This is a genomic window from Natrinema sp. LN54, assembly GCF_052439245.1.
GTDB classification, from domain to species: domain Archaea; phylum Halobacteriota; class Halobacteria; order Halobacteriales; family Natrialbaceae; genus Natrinema; species Natrinema versiforme_A.
Window position 1 is genome coordinate 220,925 of record NZ_JBQVRP010000003.1, and the last position, 18,818, is coordinate 239,742.

Genomic DNA, 18,818 nt, shown 5'->3' on the forward strand with positions numbered 1-18,818 from the left:
GAGCCGCTGGCTACAAGCAGAGTTGTCGAAGCGGGGCTATTGTCCAAGCGAACTTGCAGAAAAGAGCGAAAACGAGAGCGTTGCACTATGCAGGCCGCTTCAGTGATCTGCGATCGCACCGACGAATCCGGATTCGGTCCCACCGCCAGGAGTCTTCTAGGTCAACTCGATCCCACGCAGTGCCGTCGGATCGTTCCCCGACTTCGACCACTTTTCGAGGGCTTCGCTGGCGATCGTCGTGACGTTCTCGAAGCTATCCTACTTCAGTCGGAAGCAAATCGTATCGATCTGTATCTGCCGAGGATCGCCATTTTCGTCGAACTGGAGGTCAGCACTGTTCTTCGCGGGCGATATTCGAAGTGAAAGGAATCGGCGATGGGATTATGAACAACGACGAGACGTGCTCGCGACGCTGCGCGCGACTCGTCTCGTTCAAATCCCATCTCATTGTACTGCTGTCGCTCACGGAGTGTTCGCGACAGCGAGCGGGCACGATGGGATTTGAACCCACGACCGTCGGATTAGAAGTCCGACGCTCTTTCCGGACTGAGCTACGTGCCCTCGAGTCGAAATCCACGACGGAACGGCATAAGCGGTTGGGATTTCCGGTCACGGTTCGCAGCGGGTTGCAGAACCGATCGAAGGACACCACTCCGGGCGGAAGTCACCGCTGTGTGAGACGCGCTGAAAAAAGAAGGTGCCCCTGAGCGTGACCGTCACTGCCGACCGTCAGAACTCGACGGTCGAATCCTCGTCGCTACTGGTGTTGTCAGTGTCGTCCGATTCGGTGTCCGTGCCATCGCTCGTCTCGCTGTCGGTCTCGTTGCCGGTCTCGCTGTCGGACTCGTTACCCGCGTCGCCCATTCCGTCGTCGGATTCGTTGCCGGTCTCACCCATGCCGTCATCGGACTCGGTGTCCGTCTCGTTGCCGGTTCCGCCGTCGGTGTCGCCGCCCGCGCCGCCGTCGGACTCGCCACCGCCATCGGAGCCGAGATCGTCGCCGTTTCCGTCGTCGGAGTTCTCTGACGACTCGTCGCTTCCTTGGTCCATACATCCCGCGACCGCAGCGACCAGCCCGGCACCGAGCCCGGCCGTGAATCGACGCCTGTTGAGATTCGTGTCTGTCATGATGCGACACCTGTCTCGGCAACGGACGACCACATAACGCCGAGAGTCCGTTTCGGCGATCAGTTCGAATTCACTCGGATTGGCTCGAGTTCCGACGATTGCACGAATCGTTGCCGACGCGACCACCGTTTCGGCGCGTGAAATCGACCGGAGCGGCGACCGATAGCCGACAGGTAAGGCGAGCCGCCTCGAGCGGGCTCCAGTCCCGCAGATCCCGTCTCGAGCGGCGGTTCGACCCGAAATGCGACACGCAACAATCGTTGCGAAACCGTTGCAGCGAGACAACGGAGAGGGAAACGACGAGCGCGTCGGAAGCGGTGCTCGAGACACGCGGGAGACGATCCCCGACGCCCACTCGGAAACGGTGAACGGCGAGCACAGCGTTTATGCACGTCTCGCCGGTACGTGGACTCGATGCACGTCATCGGAACGGTGGGACTCCCCGGGAGCGGCAAGGGCGAGGCCGCCACCGTCGCACGCGAGGACGGGATCCCGGTGGTGACGATGGGCGACGTCGTCCGCCAGGAGACGGCCGACCGCGGGCTCGACCCCGCGAAGGATCACGGGACGGTCGCGCAGGCGCTGCGCGAGGAGAACGGCCCGGCGGCGATCGCCGAGCGGTCGCTGCCGATGATCGAGGACCGCCTCGAGACCCACGAGACGGTGCTGGTCGACGGCATCCGCTCGGACACCGAGGTCGACGTCTTCGAGGAGCGGTTCGGCGACGCGTTCACGCTGGTCAGTATCGAGGCTCCCTTCGAGACCCGGGCCGAGCGGATCGACGAGCGCGGCCGGGACGCGAACGAGGCCGACGGCGGCGAGGGGCTGGCCGCTCGCGACGAGCGCGAACGCGGCTTCGGGATGGACGACGCGATGGACCGCGCCGACGTCGTCGTCGAGAACACCGATTCGCTCGAGGCCTTCCACGAGCGAATCCGCGCGATCGTTCGGAACGGAACCGATGGACGGAAACCCGCCGAAGCGGATGCTGACTCATGAGCGAGATCTACCGCGTCGACGTCGAAATCACGGCCCCGGTCTACGACACCGAGGTCACGGACCGCGTGATCGACGCCGTGGCGAACATCTTCCCCAACGCCGACCTCGAGGAGGAGTTCGGCGAGGTCAGGGGCGAAGCCCACGCGCTCGATCACTTCTCGGAACTGCTCCACAAACAGGAGATCCTCGATACCGCCCGCGGCGAGTTCTTCGCCAACCGCGAGGGCGACACCTTCACCTTCGCGCTGAAAAAGCAGGCGGCCTTCGAGGAGTACGTGAACTTCTCGGTCGGAAAGCCGGACGAACTCGGCGAGATCGCCGTTCGGGTCCGCGTCGAGGAGCCCACCCTCGAGGAGTACGTCGACCACATCGCGCCGCCGACGGAGGACGGGCGGCCGGTCGACGCCTGAATCGGCTCGGGTTATCGGTTGCGCGTGGCTGCGTTTCTCGTCGACTGTTTCGAATCGGTGGTCTCCGTTCCAGTTCGGCTCGAGCGTCGCCTCGGGACGATACTGCGGAGCCTCGATAGCGATTAGCTCGTACAGTTCCCGACATCGTCGAGAGCGGTTTCGCCGTCGTCCTTCCGGCGTTTCGCAGTGACCGCGTCACCCTCGGTCGCGGCCCCCGCCGCCTCGGCGAACGCCGACGCTGCATCCCGCAGGTGTCGGGTCTGACACTCCGCCGTGTCGAAATGGCCCGTGAGTCCGTCGGGCGCGTTCGCCGTGCCGTCCTCGAGTTGCTGGTGTGCCGTCGAGAACGTCGAGTCGGCGGTTTCGAACGCCGCCTGTGCGTCCTCGTACGCGCCGTTTTCGAAGTCGTCTCGCCCCTGCTCGAGCGCGCCGTACCCCTCGTCGGGGTCCAGCGTCGCGTCGTAGGCCGCGGCGAGCGTCTCGAGCGAGGTGACGACATCGCCGAGAGTGGCGGCTCCCGTCTCCAAGTCGGCGATATCGATGCCCGCCAGATCGTTGAGTCTGTCGCCGTCGAGGTTCTGGATCGTCGCGTTCGCCTCGTCCCAGCGCTCGTGGGCGTCGGCGATCTCGGTGTGGCGCTCGCCGACGGTCTCGCTCGCGCCCTCGATATCGCCCTCGTTTTCGATCGCTGCGGTGACCTCCTCGATGTCCGCGGAGATCCCTTCGTCGGTGACCGTCGCCGTGACGGCGACCAGCCCCTCGAGGGCGTCCGCGTACGCTCGGAGCGTGTCGATGTCGGCCCGCCGGTCGTCGCCCAGTTCGGACTCGGCGGTCTCGAGGTGGTCTCTGGCGTCGGCGATCCCCGTCCGCGGTTCCTCGGGATCGAATTCGACCGTTTCGGGGTCCTCGAGGTCGCCGAGTTCGTCCAGCGGTTGGGCGGCCTCGTTCAGCCTGCCGGCGGCCCGATCGAGCGCGCGTTCGCCGGTCCGGCTGCCGGCGTCGCCGGTGTCGGCGTCGTTCGTCTCGGACGACCCGCCGAGGTCGTCGAGGCAGCCGGCGAGTCCCGCGAGAAGTCCGGTGCTCGCGCCGGCCGCGCCGGTCCGAGCGAGATACTGTCGACGGTTCATTCCTACTCGAGGGTACGTCTAGAGGTGCATTAACGTAGTGGCACAGCGAGTGTCACTCGGCGCGACCGGACTGTGCGCTCGAGGTGAAAGAGAGGTCGATGCCTCGAGTCGAAAACGGGCGGTAGCTCACCCGAACGGACCCATACCGCCCATGCCGCCGCCTCCGCCACCGCCGCCCTGTTGCATCTGCTGCATCATGCGCTGCATCTCCTGTTCGGAACCCATCCCCTGGAACTGCTTCATCGTGCGCTCCATCATCTTGTACTGCTGGAGCAGCTCGCGGACCTGTTCTTCCTCGGTCCCCGACCCGCGGGCGATGCGTTGGATCTGGTTCGCACCGATGGCCTTCGGATACTCCTTTTCGGCCTCGGTCATCGAGTCCATGATCACCGTAAACGTCTGCATCCGCTCTTGGGTGACGTCCATGGCGTCCTCGGGGAGTTGGTCCTTGATCCCGCCGCCGAGCCCGGGGATCATGTCCATGACCTGATCGAGCGGCCCCATGTTGTTCATCGCCTCCATCTGCTTTTGCATGTCGTTTAAGGTGAACTGGCCCTGCAGCATGTCCTCGGGGTCCCAGTCCTCTTCCTCCATGTCGGTCTGCTCCATCGCGCGCTCGACGCGCTCGGCCAGTTGGGAGAGGTCGCCCATGCCGAGCAGCCGCGAGATGAAGCCGTCGGGCTCGAAGCGCTCGACGTCTTGGACCTCCTCGCCGGTCCCGAGGAAGGCGATCGAGGAATCGGTCTGGTCGACGGCAGTCAGCGCGCCGCCACCTTTCGCCGTCCCGTCTAACTTCGTGATGACGACGCCGTCGATGCCGATCGACTCGTCGAACTGCTGGGCCTGCTCTTTCGCGCCCTGTCCGATCGCCGCGTCGAGGACGAGCAGCGAGGTATCGGGGTCGACGACGCCCTCGATCTGCTCGATCTCGTCGATCAGGTCGTCCTCGAGCGCGTGGCGACCGGCCGTGTCCACGATGTGGACATCGGCGTCGCTCGTCTCCTCGAGTCCCTTCCGGGCGATCTCGACCGGGTCGTCGTTGTCCGGGTTGCCATAGAAGTCGACCTCGGCGCGCTCGGCCATCTCCTCGGCCTGATCGTACGCGCCGGGTCGGAAGGTGTCCGTCTGGATGACCGCCGGGCGCAGCCCCTTCGTGGAGAACCACCATGCCATCTTCGCGGCGGAGGTCGTCTTCCCCGACCCCTGCAGGCCCGCAAGGAGGATCGTCTGTTCCTCGAGGGGCAACTCGGTCGAGTCGCCGATGAGATCGACCAGTTCCTCGTAGACGATGCGGAGCACGAAGTCCCGCGCCGGGGTGCCGGCGGGCGGTTCCTCCTCTAAGGCGCGCTCCTCGATGTTGTCCGACAGCTCCATCACGAGCGAGACGTCGACGTCGGCGGAGAGCAGCGATCGCTGGATCTCCTTGACGATCTCCTCGATGTCTTCTTCGCTGAGTCGCGACTTCCCGCGGAGCTTGTCCAAGGTCCCCCGCAGAGACGTCCCGAGATCGTCGAGTACCATTTGCTCGGTATACGTGGCGATGGCGTTAAAGGCTTTTTCTACGACCGACACGAACGATCCGGTTCGAACGGGACCGAGACACGGCGGACCGCGTGCGTCGTCGATGCGTATTTCACTCGAGCGGGCCAATCCCCGCCCATGAGTTCCGATGCAGACGTCGACCCCTCGGAGTACGAGGCCCTCGCCGATGCGGACGTGACCATGCGACAAAACGACCACGGCCTCCACATCGCCGACGACGAGGACACCGGCGTCTCGAGTCAGGGCCAGACGCCGGAAGACGCCCTCGAGAACCTCGCGGCGGCGGTCGAGTCCTACCGGGAGGCATCGGCGGACGATACGGGCGACGACTGGCTGTAAGACGGCTAACGAGCCGTGTTTTCTACGATTGGACCAGAGTGACTATCGGATACTGGGGCGAACGATAGCCCGACGTATGGACGACTCACGACAGGCTTCGACGGAACGAACTGCGTCCTCGGTCGCTCGTCGACGCGTCCTTCGAGCGGGAACGGGGCTTATAGCAACGGGTCTCGGAATCGCGACGCTCGGCGGCCAGGCGGCCGCACACTTCCCGCCGGAACTCGAGATCGAGATCAGGCCGGGCAGCGACACGGCACCGATCAATCCCGACAGCTGCGGCATGGTCCCCGTCGCGGTCGTACAGACTGACGAGTTCGACCCGACGAGTGAGGCCGTTCGGTACCGGTTCGGCGCACCCGACATCGTCGCCGACGGCGGCGGTGCGCGACCGGTCCACGACACGGTCGCTGACGTGACCGGCGACGGTCGGGAGGATCGTCTCCTGCACTTCCGGACCGACGAGACGGGATTCGACGGTGACGAATCGATGGGACGACTCGAATGGGAACGCAGCGACGACGGGAGCCACGGATACGCCGGCACTGCGCCCATAACCATCGTCGGTCGACGAAGCAGGTAGCGCTGCCCGTCGCCCCCACTGGCGAACGAGGAGGGTGTCGGGCATAGCAGGCGCTCGTTTTAGGCGGCCGTCCGTGGTCGGGTGGGGTATGGACGCGTACGATATCGTCGTGCTCGGCGGCGGCTCGGGCAGTCAGGTCGCGACCGCGGCCGCCGACCGGGGCCTCGAGGCGGCCGTCGTCGAACCCGGGCCGCTCGGCGGTGCCTGTATCACTCGCGGCTGCGTGCCCTCGAAGGCGCTCATCCACCGCGCGGATATCATGGAGGAGGTTCGAGGGGCCGAGAACTTCGGCATCCCCGCGGCGTTAAACGACGCCGAGTACGGCGAGATCACGGCCTCGATCCACGACACTGTCTACGAGAAGGCAGAGAACCAAGAATCGAGCCTACAGGACAGCGAGAACGTTACCCTCTACCGCGGCGAGGGCCGGTTCGTCGACGATCGCACGGTCGAAATCGATGCAGCGGACGGCGAGGGAGAGGACGATCGAATCCGCGGCGACACCGTCGTCATCGCCGTCGGCGGCCGCCCGATGGTCCCGCCGATCGACGGCCTCGAGGACGTGGATTTCCGTACGAGCGACGACGCGCTCTTCCTCGAGGAGCAACCCGACGAACTCGTGATCGTCGGCGGCGGCTACATCGGCGCCGAACTGGGCTATTTCTTCGGCGCGCTCGGCACCGACGTGTCGATCGTCGGCCGCAGCGACCGACTCGTTCCGCGGGAGGACAACGATGTCAGCGCGGCCGTGACCGAGTCACTCGAGACCTACTGCAACGTCTACACCGGCTACGAGGCGGCCGCGGTCGAAGAGAGCGACGACGCGGTCGTCGTGACCGCGGAGCCGAGCGACGGCGATAGCGATGGCGATACTGGCGACGACGGTGACGGGGGCGAGACGGTCGAACTCACCGCCGACGAACTCCTGCTCGCGACCGGTCGGCGACCCAACACTGACACGCTCGACCTCGAGGCCGCGGGCGTCGAGAGCGACGACAAGGGGTACGTCGAGACCGACGAGACGCTCGCGACGACCGCCGACGGCGTCTGGGCGCTGGGCGACGTACTCGGCGAGCAGCCGTACAAGCACGCGGCCGACTACGAGGCGAAAACCGTCGCGGCGAACGTCCTCGACGACGCCGGGCGAACGGTCGACTACGAGGCGGTGCCCCACGCGATCTTCACCGACCCGCGGGTCGCCAGCGTGGGCCGAACGGAGGGCGAACTCGAGGCCGAAGGTCGCGACTACGACGCCGTAACGGTTCCCTACGAGACCGCGCCGATGGGGATGATCCTCGAGGCCGACGAGGGGTTCGTGAAGGCCATCACCGCACCGGACGGCGAGATTCTGGGCTGTCACATCGTCGGCCCGCAGGCCGCGACGCTGCTCCACGAGGTGGTGGTCGCGATGGACGGCGGCGGCACCGTCGACGACGTGGCTGAGCCGGTTCACGTCCATCCCGCGCTGAACGAGGTGGTCTACGCGGCGTTCGACGACCTCTCGGACGCGGCGTACTCGACGGCACCGGACTGGCGAGACGTCTCGTGATCGCCCCGACGGAGGGCGATCCGAGGGCGGCCGCTGACGGCTCCGTCTCCTTGGGAGTCGCCGCGGTTCACCAGTTCCACGGCCCGTGATCGGGGTCGATCACGCGCTGTCGACGATCGATCGAGTCGATCAGTTCGATGTCGTCGTCGTCGAGTTCGAGCGCTCGCGCAGCCAGGTTCTGCTCGAGATGCTCGCGACTGCTCGCTTTCGGGATCGCGGCGACGTTGTCGTGATCGAGGAGCCACGCGAGGGACACCTGCGCCGGCGTCGCGTCGTGTTTCTCGGCGACCCGCTGAATTTCGGGCACGTCGAGTATCTCGCCGTTGGCCAGCGGCGAGTAGGCGACGAACCGGTAGTCGTGGTCCTGTGCGTGAGCGACCAGTTCCTCCTGTGGCAGCAGGGGATGCATCTCGGCCTGATGGGCGAACAGCGGCGCGTCGAGGACCTCGAGCGCCTCGTCGAGCAGGTCGGGCGTGAAGTTCGAGAGTCCGACGCGGCGAGTCTTCCCCGCCTGATAGGCCTCGTCGTAGGCGGGCAGGACCGCCTCGTGGTCGTAGATGCCGGAGGGCCAGTGAACGTACAGGAGGTCGACGGTCTCGACGCCGAGGCGCTCGAGGCAGCCGTCGATCGCGTCGGGAACGACCGCGGGTTCGGGCGGGACGTCGTGGTGGACCGTCTTCGTCGAGAGGAAGACGTCCTCGCGGTCGACGGACGCGGACCGAAGCGCCTCGCCGACGTACCGTTCGTTCTCGTACACCTGTGCCGTATCGACGTGGCGGTAGCCGACGTTCAGCGCCGTCTCGACGGTGTCGCGCCACTGCTCGCGGTCGTCCTCGGAATAGGTGCCGAGGCCGATGCTCGGCAAAGAATCGCGGGCCATCGGTGCGGCGTACTCGATACCGGTGGATGGGTCTTCCGATCACCCGCACGGATTCCCGCTACCGATTCGGGGCTCACTCGGACGCGACCGGGCCGCTCTCGACCTCGCCGTCGTTGGCGAGCCACTCCGTGAGACTCCCCTCGTAGAAGCGGACGTTCTCGTAGCCGAGCGCTCTGAGGACGACGTAGGTGTGGCTGATCCGGCGCGCGGTGTTGCAGTAGAGCACGATCTCGCGGTCCGGCGTGATCCCGTGGTCGGCCAGTAGTTCCTCGAGTTCGGCCTCGGGCTTCAGTCGCCGCGTCTCGTCGTCGACGACTTCGCGCCAGTCGAACAGCACCGCGCCCGGCAAGCGGGCCTCCTCGAACTCCGCCTGCTCGCGCGTGTCCACGAACACGGCGTCGCGCTCGAGGGCGTCCGCGACGGCGTCGTAGCCGACCAGCGGACTCTCCTCGGGCGAGAGCGGGTCGGCCTTGTAGTCGGTCGGTTCGATCTCGGGAGTCTCGCTGGTCGTCTCGTGGGACTGGTTCCACGCGCTGTAGTCGCCGTCTAACAGGCGCACGTCGTCGTGGCCGTACTCGAGGGCGGTGAGCACGAACCGGGCGGCGAAGACGCCGTGGGTGTCGTCGTAGGCGACGATCGTGTCATCCTCGCTGATCCCCGCGTCGCCGAGCAGGTCCGCGAAGGCCTCGGCGCCCGGCAGCGTCCCGCGGTCGACGTCGCTCTCGTCGCGGTAGCTGTCGAACGGGATATTCACCGCGCCGGGCAGGTGCCCGATCCCGTCGAACTCCCAGGCGTCTCTGACGTCGACGACGCGGACCTGCGGATCGTCCAGACGCGATGCGAGCCAGTCGGGGGAAACGACGACGGAGTCGTCCATTAGGCCGTCGTTCGGAACGGAGACTCGAGTACGCACCGGTTTCGTCCCGGTTTCGGTTACCGGGACAGTGGCAACTCTTGCTTGTTTTTGGTGGGGGATCTGACCTGTGTAGCGTCCTATATATCGAATACCGCGCGAATCCGACGAATACAGCCCCTGTACGAACGGTGATTGTGATCGGCTTTGATGGATGCGGCAAGTGTTTCCGTCAGAGTCGATCGGTGTCCGAATTGACCGGTTAAGTAGTCCCTTTGTGTGTCGGCGTCGAAGGCACGGGTATGGCAAACGACTACGCCAACGACGTACTCGTCACGGCCGATTGGGTCGCCGACCGACTCGACGACTTCCAGGACGACGATTCCGACCTCCGACTGGTCGAGGTCGACGTCGACACGGAAGCCTACGAGGACGAACACGCGCCCGGCGCGGTCGGGTTCAACTGGGAAACCCAGCTTCAGGACCAGACCCAGCGAGACATCCTCGACAAGGAGGACTTCGAGGACCTCCTCGGCAGTCACGGTATCAGCGAGGACGACACGGTCGTCCTCTACGGTGACAACTCCAACTGGTTCGCTGCCTACACCTACTGGCAGTTCAAGTACTACGGTCACGACGAGGTCTACCTGCTCGACGGCGGCCGCGAATACTGGCTCGAGAACGACTACCCGACCACGGACGAGGAGCCCGACTTCTCGGCGACCGAGTACGACGCCGCCGGCCCGCGCGAGAGCATCCGCGCGTACCGAGAGGACGTCGAGAACGCGATCGACCGCGGCGTGCCGCTGGTCGACGTTCGCTCGCCCGAGGAGTTCAAAGGCGAGATCCTCGCGCCCTCCGGCCTGCAGGAGACCGCCCAGCGCGGCGGCCACATCCCCGGCGCACAGAACATCTCGTGGGCCGCCGTGACCAACGACGACGGCACCTTCAAGGACCGCGACGAGCTCGAGGAGCTCTACGCCGAGGAAGGCATCGACGGCGACGAGACGACCGTCGCCTACTGCCGCATCGGCGAGCGCTCGTCCGTCGCATGGTTCGCACTTCACGAACTGCTCGGCTACGATGACACCGTCAACTACGACGGGTCCTGGACCGAGTGGGGTAATCTCGTCAACGCGCCGATCGAGACGGGCGAAGCGGACGACTGAACGAAGTGAAGAAGTCCGCTTCGTAGCGGAACGGCGAACGAAGTGAGCCGTGGAGCAGGGCGAGGCTGACGACTGAGCGTAGCGAAGTCAAAGCCTCGTAGTGGAGCGGTGAGCCGTCAGGCGAACCGCGGAACGGGCGAAGCGGACGACTGACGCGAGGTCGACCGCAGGGAGACCTCGGTTTGCGCGAACGGCGGACGCCGTGAGCGAGCGGAGTGAAGCGGCACCGATTCCCGTTTCTGCTGCACTCGAGCGGAGAGCCCGCAAAGAGTCATCTTCGCCCACTGTGGCGACTAACAGAGAAGAAGCGCTTGCGCTATTTGCTGGCAACGGACTCGCATAAAATAGAGGTCGGTCAATCCGAAACGGACCGCGTTCTCAACCCAGACCGTCTGTCGGCCGACTACTCCTCTTGGATGTAGTCCGAGGCGAGGTCGTCCGGCGTGATGACCTCGAGGTCGCCGGCCGACTCGAGGTCGTCGAGCGCCGACACCATCCCCTCGAACGCCGCCGCCGAGTCGCCGGAGAGATCGGTGTAGGTGAGCGTCGTGATCGTCCGGAACTGGGCCGTCCACTCGAGGAGTTGCTGTGCCTCGTCGGCGGACGGGCTGACCGTTCGCGGGGCGAGTGCCGGGTTCAGCAGGCTTCCGTGGCCGGCGTAGCCGCCGACGAAGCCGACGTCGTGGGTCTCCTCGACGATGCCCAGGGTCGTCTCGTCGTAGCGGTTGAGCGGATACGAGAAGTAATCGGCACCGTCCTCGAAGCCGTTGTCCTCGAGCCACTCGACGGCGCCCTCGATCTGGTCGCGCTGGGCGGACTCGCTGTCGCCGGCGAGCCCGCTGCCGGTCGTCGCCTGACTGCCAATCGTCCAGCCGTCGCTCTGGAGGGTCTCGAGCTGGTCCTGATCGAGATAGCCGCTCGCGCCCACGCGGTCGGTGGGGACGAAGGCCGTCGCTGGGTAGTCGTACTCCGACAGCGTCGAGCGGGCCTGCGTGTAGGCCGTTTCGGTGCCGCCGTCGAACTGGATGAGGACCTTCCCCGTCTCCGGTCGGGAGACGAACTGGAGGTCGTCGACCCAGAGCGTGGCCGATTGGTCCTCGCTCGTCCACACGGAGATCTTGATGTGCTTGATCGCGCTCAGGTCGGGATCGCCGACGGTGTCGATGACTCCGAGGTCGTGGTGTGCGAACGGGAGTCCGGGCTCGACGTTGCACTGGAGGAGCAGCCGATTCCCGTCGGTATCGGAGAGTTGGACGACCGGATCGACGTCGTCCTCGGTCGCGAACGCCAGCGCGGGGAACTCGTCGGAGAGATCCCGCAGCGAGTCGAACCGGCGTTTGATCATGACCCGCTCTTCGGATTCGTCGGCCGTCATGCGGCCGGACTGGTCGCCGACGTACGCCCGCTCGTCGTCGAGTTCGAGCGAGCCTTCCATCACCTCCCACATCGAGAGGTCGTCGAACTGATCGAACGACCCGGGCTCCTCGTCGATCGTGTCCGAGGAGTCGGAGGAGTCGGTCTCGTCCTCGTCGTCGGGGTCGTCCGATGTTTCCGAATCGCTCAGGGCGGAACAGCCACCGAGCGTCGCTGCGGCGGCCGTCACGAGATACGCTCGTCGTTTCATTCCGATCGAGGAAAATCCGAGTACGGTAATTGTTATGCTGGCGTTGGGGTTCAACGGTCGAACAGTAACCGGCCCATATCGACGCCCGAGACGACGGCCGGACCCGCGGAGCCGTCACGATAAACCTAACCCGTGGCCGCCCGAAACCTACCGTATGAGCGATTCGGATACGTTCGTCGAGACCGTCAGCGAAGACAACCAGACCGCGCTCTCGCGACTCGGCTCCTCGAAGTCGCTGTACGCCGACACCGGCGGCGAGATCGACACCGAACCCGTCCTCGAGGCGACTGCCGACGCCGAGTACGCCGCGTGGCAGACGTTCCTCGCGTGGGCCGACGACGAGGCCGTAGACGAGGCCCGCGAGGCCTTCGAGGCCACGGCCGACGAGGAGCAGGACCACTACGAGACCGTCGACGGGAAACTCGACGACGAGTACGAACCGACCGACACCCCGCAGCTCCACGAGTTCCTCCGCGAGCAGGAAGACACCGTTTCCCGTGTCGGCGCGCTCGTCGGCCGCATCCTCGCGAGCCAGCGCTCGAAAGAGCAGGTCGTCGGCTATTTCGTCGGCGACGCCGACCCTCAGACCGCCAGCCTGTTCCGCGGCTTCGGCGAGGACTTAGACGACCAACTCGAGCGCGCGACCGCCCTTCTCGAGACTGTCTGTGAGGGCGACGAGGACTGGGAGCGCGCACGGGAGGCCGCGACGGGTGCGATTCAGGCCGCCTACGACGAGTACGTCGAGACGCTCGAGGGGATGGGCGCGAACCCGAAGCCGGTCTGCTAACGCGAGAGTAGTGCGTTTCCATCCGCGAGCGTAGAAAGCGGGCCGCTCGCTGGTATCGGATGTACTCCAGCGCAGACACCTCGATTCGGAGCGCAGCGTCGCGAGTCGCAGTTCGAGTTCCGATACCGTCGCTCGGTATCTGCGATTTCCCGACCCGCAAAAAACGCCCTTCTCGCGCCCTCAAACGCCTTCGAGCGTCGAACGGAACTCCGTGATCGCCTCGAGCGCGTCGTCGATCGACGCCGCGGCGTCGCCGCCCTCGTCGTCGGCGATGTCTTTCAGGATGTGTTCGTGGCGCGCGAGTTGGCCGTGGTCCGGGCCGCTATCGGCCGTGGCGTAATCCTCGAACTTCGCCGCTTGGTTCTGGAGCCGATCCCGTGCCTCGTCGTCGGACGCGGCCGTCGCCGCCTCCTCGATCGACTCGGCCGCGTTCTCGAGTTCGTCTCGAGCCATAGTCGACAGTTCACGCGGCGGTATTAAAACGGTTTCAGTACGATCCCGGGAACTGGAAGTTCCGGCTGGACAGACGGTCCACTCGACCCCGTTTCAGAGGATCTCTTCGAGCCGATCCTCGAGCTCGAGGTCAGCGACGACCTCGCCGGTGACGCCGGCGACCGCGTCGCGGAAGTTCGTTCGGTAGCTTCCCGGGCCCGCGTGGTCCATCTCGGCGGCGCGCTCACCGGCGATGCCGAACGCGAGCGTGGCGTGGACGGCGGCTTCGCGGTCGTCCTCGAGCGCGCCACAGAAGGTCGCGACGGTCGCGCCGAGCATGCAGCCGGTGCCGACGACCTCGCCGAGCGTCTCGTGGCCGGCGGCGACTCGAACCGCGCCGTCGGCGTCCGCGACGACGTCCGTGACGCCCGAGGCGACGACGATCGCGCCGGTCGATTCCGCGAGGGATTGCGCCGTCTTCTCGATCTCCTCGTAGTCGCCGACGGATTCGACGCCTTTCACGTCGGCCTCGACGCCGGCGAGCGCGCTGATCTCGCCGTAGTTGCCCTTGATGACGGTGAAATCGATCTCCGAGAGGAGGCTCTCGGCGACCGCCTCGCGCGAGGGCGTCGAGCCGACGCCGACGGGGTCGAGGACGACCGGAATCCCGCGCTCGTTGGCTTTCCGGGCGGCCTCGTGCATGGCCTCGACGCGGGCGTCGGGGACCTGTCCGATGTTGATCGTGATCGCGCGCGCGAGTTCGGCCATCTCGCCGGCGTCCCCGAAGGAGTCGGCCATCACGGGGAGCCCGCCCCAGTGCAGGGTCAGGTTCGCCACGTCGTTGATCGTCACCGTGTTGGTCAGGTGCTGGACGAGCGGCTCCGTCTCCCGGACCGCTCGGACCGACTCCGCGAGGTCGGCGGCGGCTGTGTCTGTAACGCTCATCGTCCGTTGCCTCCGGCGTCGACCGCCTTCGTCGTTTCGGCGGCTCGAGCAAGCGATTCGGTCGCGGCTCGCGGGTCCGCGGCCGCCGTGATCTCGGAGATGACGGCGACGCCCGCCGCACCCGCTTCGACGACCGGGGCGGCGTTGTCGGCCGTGATGCCCCCGATCCCGACGATCGGGATCGAGACCGCGTCGGCGATGTCGGCGATCCGTTCCGGCCCGATCCCGTCCTCGTCCGGATCGACGTCCTTCGAGGCGGTTCCGTAGACCGCGCCGACGCCGAGGTAGTCCGCCCCCTCGGCTTCCGCGTCCCGGGCGTCCGCGACCGTCGACGCCGAACAGCCGACGATCGCGTCCGGCCCCAGCAGATCGCGGGCGACCGCGACCGACAGGTCGGACTGGCCGACGTGGACCCCGTCGGCGTCGATCGCCCGCGCGATGTCGACGCGGTCGTTGACGATCAGCTCGACGCCCGCCTCAGCCGTGAGCTCGCGCACCTCCAGGCCGAGTTCGTACCGGGAACGGGCGCTCGTATCCTTCTCGCGCAGTTGGACGGCGTCGATACCGCCGTCGATGGCCGCGCGGACGATGTCGGGCGTCGACCGGTCGGCCGACAGCGACGCCTGCGTCACGAGGTAGGTCCGCCAGTTCGAGGGATTCACGCCCGATACCAGTCGGTGGTCACACTAAGCGGCTTCGGTCGAGAGAGCCGGACGCATCGCTCGCCCAGAGAGTCACGCTACGATCGCTCGAGGGACTCGATACCCGTTCGCACGAGCGAGTCCCAGTCCTCATCCTCGCAGACCGCCGGAAACGGGCGCGGCCGGTCGGGCGCGTCGGACTTCTCGGCGAGGGGTCGTCGCCACCACGCCACGTCCTGCCAGTCGTCTTGCGTGTAGCCGATCCGGGGGAAATCGACCAGTCGTTCGAACCCCATCCGCTCGTGGAAGCGCTCCGTTTCGGGGTTCGGAACCGTGGTCACGGCGTAGGCGTCCCGAATCCCCTGGCGCTCGAGGACGGCGAACAGTGATTCGTAGAGCGCGCGACCCACCCCGGACTGGCGAGCCGACTCGGCGACGTAGACCGACAGTTCGACGACCCACTGGTAGGCACGGCGCTTGCGCAGCGGTCCTGCGTAGGTGTAGCCGACGACCTCGCCGTCGATCTCGCAGACCAGCCACGGGTGGTCCTCGAGGGTCGATTCGATTCGATCGGCCAGTTCGGCCTCGTCGGGCGGTGCCTCCTCGAACGTGACCGCCGTCGACTCGCAGAACGGGGCGTAGATGTCTCGGACGGCGGCCGCGTCCGCCGCGGTCGCGACGCGAATCCGCGTGTCGGACTCCATGGTCGCCGGTTCCCGTGCGCGGAAGATAAGTTCGCTGAAGCCGGCTCGAGGACCGTGGAGAGTCGGCACTGGAGGATAGCAACGAACGCACTACTGGTCGCTGGTGGATCGTAACTGCCTCGAGAAGGGCGCTCGTCCGTCGTATCTTCACCTTGTGACCAGAGACACTTAAAGGACGATCGCGGGGAGCGCGGACGTGCCGGCTGAGAGATAGAGCGTTGTAACTGCGGAATCTGTGAGGCCCCCTCGAAAACGACGACTTCCCGTCATAGCTCCACCTTGTGACCAGAGGCACTTAAAGAACGAGCGGTGGCGTGGGCGAGACGAGATCGGACTCGAGTCGACTGCGACACCTTCCACAGCCCGCGATCGGCTCCGTTTCGGAACAGTCACGCCGCGCTACGCAAAACGGCGGGGTGTCTGGAAGAGTCGTCGGGCCTGTGTCAGAATCACGCCGCTGCGCCGTCGTCAGACGTGACCACGTCACGGGGTCTCCATCCGAAACGAAGGGGTTCACGAGATCGGTTGCGAGCGGGTGTGTTCGGATCTCCACGAGGGTGAGCTGTCATGGACTGGCGTCATACACCGTCTCCTCTCGGACCGCCTCGCGCTCGGCTTCGATCCGTTCGACGTACGCCTCGGTGACGGCGTCGAAAATCGCCTCGCCGGCGTCGGCGGTGGCTTCACTGGGATCGCCCAACACGCCATTCTCAGTGATCGATTCGAACCCCTCACTGAGGAGTCGAGCGGTGGAGATCGACCCCTCCGGCCCCGCCTCGAGTCGATCCGTCCGGACAAGCTCATTCTCGATCGCGAGGATCATGGCCGTTTCGGCGGCCCCGGCGTGGATCACGTCCTGTTGGTACTCCACGCCGGCCTCGCGGAGCCCCTCGTTGAGCAGTTCCATGTGGTCGTCGAGGTCCGCGAGGGCGATCACGGACGCATCGATCTCGCGAGCGATTTCGGGCGCGACGGTCGAGACCGGCGCGAAATTCCCGCCGTGGGTCGGGACGAGGACGACGTGCTCGAACCCGTGCTCGTCCAGCGACCGGCAGTAGGCGCGGATCACGTCCATCAGCGTCTCCGGTGGCATCGTGATCGTTCCCGGGAATTCCATGTGGTGACCCGAGCACCCGGGCCGAATCGTCGGCGCTGCCAGTGCATCACCGAGTTCCGCGGCAATCCGTCGCGAGAGTTCGTCGCCGTCGAGGGTATCCATGTTCAGCGGCAGGTGCGGCCCGTGTTGCTCGATCGAGCCGACCGCCACGATCACCGTCCGCGTTCCGTTCTCGAACGCCGTTTCGACTTCCGGCCACGTGCACTCCTCGAGGAGTACCGAATCGGGGGAGGACATTCGTCGTTTCGACGGAACCAGTCAACACAAATATAACTCGGGGACGATCGGTGAAGCCGTTCCGTCAGTCGTCGACCCGCTGTCTGACCGGCCAGTATACGAAAAAGCGTCCCGGGCGAGCCCCCAACCGCCAGGGACGCCACGGCTCCCGGAAACCGCACGCGGGGGTTGGCACTCGTCGAATGTCTTTCTTTCGCGGGACTGTGGAGAAAGTCAGGATAAATTGAATTCGGAAGCCGACCGCGCTCGAGGGTAGTCGAGAGCGTATCGTCAGGGTACTTATTTCTCCGGAGCCCGTTCGTCTAGGTATGAACTGGCAGGCGGACTGGGGACTGCGGCTTCGAATGTTCGTGACGATGTTTCTGCTGTTCGCGCTGTACATCGTCTTCGCCGGCGTGATCACGCTCTACGTCGGCGGCGGACTGTTGCTCTTCGGGCTGTTCTTCGGCGGGTTCTCGCTCGTGCAGTACTACTTCAGCGACACGCTCACGCTCCGGAGTATGGGCGCGAAGACGGTCTCGGCCGACGAGTACCCGCAACTGCACGGCTCGATCGAACGGCTCTCGCAGCAGGCCGACCTCCCGAAGCCGAAGGTCGCGGTCGTCGACTCGAAGGTCCCGAACGCCTTCGCGACCGGGCGCAACCAGCGCAACGCGGCCGTCTGCGTGACGACCGGGATCCTGAACACGCTCGACCAAGAGGAACTCGACGGCGTCCTCGCCCACGAACTGGCCCACGTCAAGAACCGCGACATGATGGTGATGACCATCGCCTCGTTCCTCTCGACCATCGCGTTCATGATGGTCCGCTGGGGCGCGTTCTTCGGCGGCGGCCACGGCCGCGGTCGGCAGGGCGGGGGCGGCGGCATCGTCGTCGCCATCCTCGTCTCGCTGGTCGTCTGGATCATCAGCTACCTGCTCATCCGGGCGCTCTCGCGGTACCGCGAGTACGCCGCCGACCGCGGCGCGGCCGCGATCACTGGCAATCCGTCCGCGCTCGCCTCCGCACTCCTGAAGATTTCGGGCGAGATGGACAAGGTCCCGAAAGACGACATGCGCGAGGAAGCCGAGATGAACGCCTTCTTCATCATCCCGATCAAGTCCGGCGTCATCGGTCGCCTCTTCTCGACGCATCCACCGACGGAGAAGCGCGTCGAACAGCTCCGGAGCCTCGAGCGCGAAATGCAGGCCGTCTAAGGGTCGGCTCTTGCCACTCGAGTGTGGATCGTTCCTCGAATCGGCGGTAGACGACAGCTGGCGGGTCAGGGGTCGGTGGTCAGCCAGTCCGCGAGTAGAACCACTCCGTCGAACTAGGTGTTTTTATACCAACAAGTAGTAGATGAAATCATCCGGATGTCTGCGAACAGCAATAGTCAGTACGTGCCTCCGAATGCTATAAAATTACTCGCGGGGATCGTACTCGGCGGGGTCGGTATCGCGGCCGCACTCGAGACGAGCACTGGTCCGGAATCGATGTCCAGTCTCGTTCTCGTACTCAGTGCCGGTCTGGGCCTCGTCGCGGGCGTTGCGGATGATATCGATCCCCTCAATCGCGCACTCGAGCGGGGGTACTGGGTCATCGCCGGCCTCGCGGTCTTCGCCCTGCTGGGGCTTATTTTCGGCGCGGACGGAGCCGCGACGCCGCTCGTAATCGGGTTCGCACTCGCGTTCAGTAGTGGTGTCGTGGTGAGCACGATCGCAACGGTCGTCGTCAAGTCGAGATAGCCTATCGCGGGCCGCACCCGATCGCGGA

20 protein-coding genes and 1 tRNA gene are annotated in these 18,818 nt (G+C 65.8%); 9 read left to right on the forward strand and 12 right to left on the reverse strand.

The genetic code is table 11. The annotated features are described in order from the left end of the window. Window positions 1-486 precede the first annotated feature (486 nt). A tRNA-Arg gene (locus ACT4ML_RS10390) sits at window positions 487-561 on the reverse strand. A 168-nt stretch (window positions 562-729) separates the two neighbouring features. Beyond that, window positions 730-1,128, reverse strand: a complete 399-nt coding sequence (locus ACT4ML_RS10395; RefSeq protein ID WP_444720799.1) for a hypothetical protein — start codon at window positions 1,126-1,128, stop codon at window positions 730-732. A 414-nt stretch (window positions 1,129-1,542) separates the two neighbouring features. Between ACT4ML_RS10395 and ACT4ML_RS10400 the strand changes: the two genes are divergently transcribed. Both ACT4ML_RS10400 and ACT4ML_RS10405 read left to right on the forward strand, forming a co-directional pair. Continuing rightward, entirely contained in the window at window positions 1,543-2,127 is a 585-nt protein-coding gene (locus ACT4ML_RS10400; protein ID WP_444720800.1) for an AAA family ATPase, read from the forward strand. Further along, the gene (locus ACT4ML_RS10405) at window positions 2,124-2,537 is read left to right on the forward strand and encodes an RNA-binding domain-containing protein (protein WP_138246550.1); all 414 of its coding nucleotides are present in this window, start codon (window positions 2,124-2,126) and stop codon (window positions 2,535-2,537) included. Before ACT4ML_RS10400 ends, ACT4ML_RS10405 begins: the two co-directional genes overlap by 4 nt. Window positions 2,538-2,659: 122 nt before the next feature. Here the strand turns inward: ACT4ML_RS10405 and ACT4ML_RS10410 are convergent, their stop codons facing one another. Then, the gene (locus tag ACT4ML_RS10410) at window positions 2,660-3,664 is read right to left on the reverse strand and encodes a hypothetical protein (RefSeq protein WP_444720801.1); all 1,005 of its coding nucleotides are present in this window, start codon (window positions 3,662-3,664) and stop codon (window positions 2,660-2,662) included. 126 nt (window positions 3,665-3,790) lie between these two features. After that, a complete protein-coding gene (locus tag ACT4ML_RS10415) occupies window positions 3,791-5,185 on the reverse strand; it encodes a signal recognition particle protein Srp54 (protein ID WP_444720802.1) in 1,395 nt (464 codons plus the stop codon). A gap of 138 nt (window positions 5,186-5,323) precedes the next feature. Between ACT4ML_RS10415 and ACT4ML_RS10420 the strand changes: the two genes are divergently transcribed. The 3 genes from ACT4ML_RS10420 (at window position 5,324) to ACT4ML_RS10430 (ending at window position 7,677) form a co-directional block, all read left to right on the forward strand. Then, window positions 5,324-5,545 (forward strand): type II toxin-antitoxin system HicB family antitoxin, encoded by a 222-nt coding sequence (locus tag ACT4ML_RS10420; RefSeq protein ID WP_444720803.1) that lies wholly within the window; start codon window positions 5,324-5,326, stop codon window positions 5,543-5,545. Window positions 5,546-5,621: 76 nt separating this feature from the next. Further along, a complete protein-coding gene (locus ACT4ML_RS10425; RefSeq protein WP_444720804.1) occupies window positions 5,622-6,128 on the forward strand; it encodes a hypothetical protein in 507 nt (168 codons plus the stop codon). Between the two features lie 88 nt (window positions 6,129-6,216). Next, the gene (locus ACT4ML_RS10430) at window positions 6,217-7,677 is read left to right on the forward strand and encodes a dihydrolipoyl dehydrogenase (protein ID WP_444720805.1); all 1,461 of its coding nucleotides are present in this window, start codon (window positions 6,217-6,219) and stop codon (window positions 7,675-7,677) included. A 67-nt stretch (window positions 7,678-7,744) separates the two neighbouring features. Here ACT4ML_RS10430 and ACT4ML_RS10435 read toward each other — a convergent pair whose 3' ends face one another. After that, entirely contained in the window at window positions 7,745-8,557 is an 813-nt protein-coding gene (locus ACT4ML_RS10435; protein WP_444720806.1) for an aldo/keto reductase, read from the reverse strand. Window positions 8,558-8,630: 73 nt separating this feature from the next. Beyond that, the gene (locus tag ACT4ML_RS10440) at window positions 8,631-9,434 is read right to left on the reverse strand and encodes a sulfurtransferase (RefSeq protein ID WP_444720807.1); all 804 of its coding nucleotides are present in this window, start codon (window positions 9,432-9,434) and stop codon (window positions 8,631-8,633) included. Between the two features lie 278 nt (window positions 9,435-9,712). On the opposite strand from ACT4ML_RS10440, the gene ACT4ML_RS10445 reads away from it, so the two are divergent. After that, a complete protein-coding gene (locus ACT4ML_RS10445) occupies window positions 9,713-10,579 on the forward strand; it encodes a sulfurtransferase (protein ID WP_138246557.1) in 867 nt (288 codons plus the stop codon). Between the two features lie 403 nt (window positions 10,580-10,982). On the opposite strand, the gene ACT4ML_RS10450 is transcribed toward ACT4ML_RS10445, so the two are convergent. Further along, window positions 10,983-12,203: a polysaccharide deacetylase family protein gene (locus ACT4ML_RS10450; protein ID WP_444720808.1), complete on the reverse strand. Its 1,221-nt coding sequence runs from the start codon at window positions 12,201-12,203 to the stop codon at window positions 10,983-10,985. A 154-nt stretch (window positions 12,204-12,357) separates the two neighbouring features. On the opposite strand from ACT4ML_RS10450, the gene ACT4ML_RS10455 reads away from it, so the two are divergent. After that, the gene (locus ACT4ML_RS10455) at window positions 12,358-12,990 is read left to right on the forward strand and encodes a rubrerythrin family protein (protein ID WP_444720809.1); all 633 of its coding nucleotides are present in this window, start codon (window positions 12,358-12,360) and stop codon (window positions 12,988-12,990) included. 180 nt (window positions 12,991-13,170) lie between these two features. Here ACT4ML_RS10455 and ACT4ML_RS10460 read toward each other — a convergent pair whose 3' ends face one another. The 5 genes from ACT4ML_RS10460 to ACT4ML_RS10480 all read right to left on the reverse strand — a co-directional run bounded on the left by ACT4ML_RS10460 (window position 13,171) and on the right by ACT4ML_RS10480 (window position 17,066). Further along, on the reverse strand, window positions 13,171-13,443 hold the full coding sequence (locus ACT4ML_RS10460; RefSeq protein ID WP_444720810.1) for a DUF7553 family protein: 273 nt from the start codon (window positions 13,441-13,443) through the stop codon (window positions 13,171-13,173). 93 nt (window positions 13,444-13,536) lie between these two features. After that, window positions 13,537-14,367, reverse strand: a complete 831-nt coding sequence (thiM, locus tag ACT4ML_RS10465; RefSeq protein WP_444720811.1) for a hydroxyethylthiazole kinase — start codon at window positions 14,365-14,367, stop codon at window positions 13,537-13,539. Then, window positions 14,364-15,029, reverse strand: a complete 666-nt coding sequence (gene thiE / locus ACT4ML_RS10470; RefSeq protein ID WP_444720812.1) for a thiamine phosphate synthase — start codon at window positions 15,027-15,029, stop codon at window positions 14,364-14,366. The genes thiM and thiE overlap by 4 nt, the downstream gene beginning before the upstream one ends. Before the next feature lie 77 nt (window positions 15,030-15,106). Further along, complete coding sequence (locus ACT4ML_RS10475) at window positions 15,107-15,712, reverse strand: GNAT family N-acetyltransferase (RefSeq protein ID WP_444720813.1); 606 nt, start codon at window positions 15,710-15,712, stop codon at window positions 15,107-15,109. A gap of 565 nt (window positions 15,713-16,277) precedes the next feature. Further along, the gene (locus tag ACT4ML_RS10480) at window positions 16,278-17,066 is read right to left on the reverse strand and encodes a creatininase family protein (RefSeq protein WP_444720814.1); all 789 of its coding nucleotides are present in this window, start codon (window positions 17,064-17,066) and stop codon (window positions 16,278-16,280) included. 308 nt (window positions 17,067-17,374) lie between these two features. On the opposite strand from ACT4ML_RS10480, the gene htpX reads away from it, so the two are divergent. Together htpX and ACT4ML_RS10490 are read left to right on the forward strand one after the other, a co-directional pair. Then, window positions 17,375-18,262: a zinc metalloprotease HtpX gene (htpX, locus tag ACT4ML_RS10485; RefSeq protein WP_444720815.1), complete on the forward strand. Its 888-nt coding sequence runs from the start codon at window positions 17,375-17,377 to the stop codon at window positions 18,260-18,262. A 276-nt stretch (window positions 18,263-18,538) separates the two neighbouring features. Next, the gene (locus ACT4ML_RS10490; protein ID WP_444720816.1) at window positions 18,539-18,790 is read left to right on the forward strand and encodes a hypothetical protein; all 252 of its coding nucleotides are present in this window, start codon (window positions 18,539-18,541) and stop codon (window positions 18,788-18,790) included. Window positions 18,791-18,818: the final 28 nt, after the last annotated feature.

Excerpts from the sequence above, each read along its gene's own strand:
- ACT4ML_RS10490 (WP_444720816.1), top strand. The coding sequence starts at position 18,539 with ATGTCCAGTCTCGTTCTCGTACTCAGTGCCGGTCTGGGCCTCGTCGCG.
- ACT4ML_RS10395 (WP_444720799.1), bottom strand. The coding sequence starts at position 1,128 with ATGACAGACACGAATCTCAACAGGCGTCGATTCACGGCCGGGCTCGGT.
- ACT4ML_RS10450 (WP_444720808.1), bottom strand. The coding sequence starts at position 12,203 with ATGAAACGACGAGCGTATCTCGTGACGGCCGCCGCAGCGACGCTCGGT.
- ACT4ML_RS10475 (WP_444720813.1), bottom strand. The coding sequence starts at position 15,712 with ATGGAGTCCGACACGCGGATTCGCGTCGCGACCGCGGCGGACGCGGCC.
- ACT4ML_RS10460 (WP_444720810.1), bottom strand. The coding sequence starts at position 13,443 with ATGGCTCGAGACGAACTCGAGAACGCGGCCGAGTCGATCGAGGAGGCG.
- ACT4ML_RS10405 (WP_138246550.1), top strand. The coding sequence starts at position 2,124 with ATGAGCGAGATCTACCGCGTCGACGTCGAAATCACGGCCCCGGTCTAC.
- ACT4ML_RS10400 (WP_444720800.1), top strand. The coding sequence starts at position 1,543 with ATGCACGTCATCGGAACGGTGGGACTCCCCGGGAGCGGCAAGGGCGAG.
- ACT4ML_RS10455 (WP_444720809.1), top strand. The coding sequence starts at position 12,358 with ATGAGCGATTCGGATACGTTCGTCGAGACCGTCAGCGAAGACAACCAG.
- ACT4ML_RS10440 (WP_444720807.1), bottom strand. The coding sequence starts at position 9,434 with ATGGACGACTCCGTCGTCGTTTCCCCCGACTGGCTCGCATCGCGTCTG.
- htpX (WP_444720815.1), top strand. The coding sequence starts at position 17,375 with ATGAACTGGCAGGCGGACTGGGGACTGCGGCTTCGAATGTTCGTGACG.
- ACT4ML_RS10445 (WP_138246557.1), top strand. The coding sequence starts at position 9,713 with ATGGCAAACGACTACGCCAACGACGTACTCGTCACGGCCGATTGGGTC.
- thiM (WP_444720811.1), bottom strand. The coding sequence starts at position 14,367 with ATGAGCGTTACAGACACAGCCGCCGCCGACCTCGCGGAGTCGGTCCGA.
- ACT4ML_RS10430 (WP_444720805.1), top strand. The coding sequence starts at position 6,217 with ATGGACGCGTACGATATCGTCGTGCTCGGCGGCGGCTCGGGCAGTCAG.
- ACT4ML_RS10425 (WP_444720804.1), top strand. The coding sequence starts at position 5,622 with ATGGACGACTCACGACAGGCTTCGACGGAACGAACTGCGTCCTCGGTC.
- ACT4ML_RS10480 (WP_444720814.1), bottom strand. The coding sequence starts at position 17,066 with ATGTCCTCCCCCGATTCGGTACTCCTCGAGGAGTGCACGTGGCCGGAA.
- ACT4ML_RS10435 (WP_444720806.1), bottom strand. The coding sequence starts at position 8,557 with ATGGCCCGCGATTCTTTGCCGAGCATCGGCCTCGGCACCTATTCCGAG.
- ACT4ML_RS10420 (WP_444720803.1), top strand. The coding sequence starts at position 5,324 with ATGAGTTCCGATGCAGACGTCGACCCCTCGGAGTACGAGGCCCTCGCC.
- ACT4ML_RS10410 (WP_444720801.1), bottom strand. The coding sequence starts at position 3,664 with ATGAACCGTCGACAGTATCTCGCTCGGACCGGCGCGGCCGGCGCGAGC.
- ACT4ML_RS10415 (WP_444720802.1), bottom strand. The coding sequence starts at position 5,185 with ATGGTACTCGACGATCTCGGGACGTCTCTGCGGGGGACCTTGGACAAG.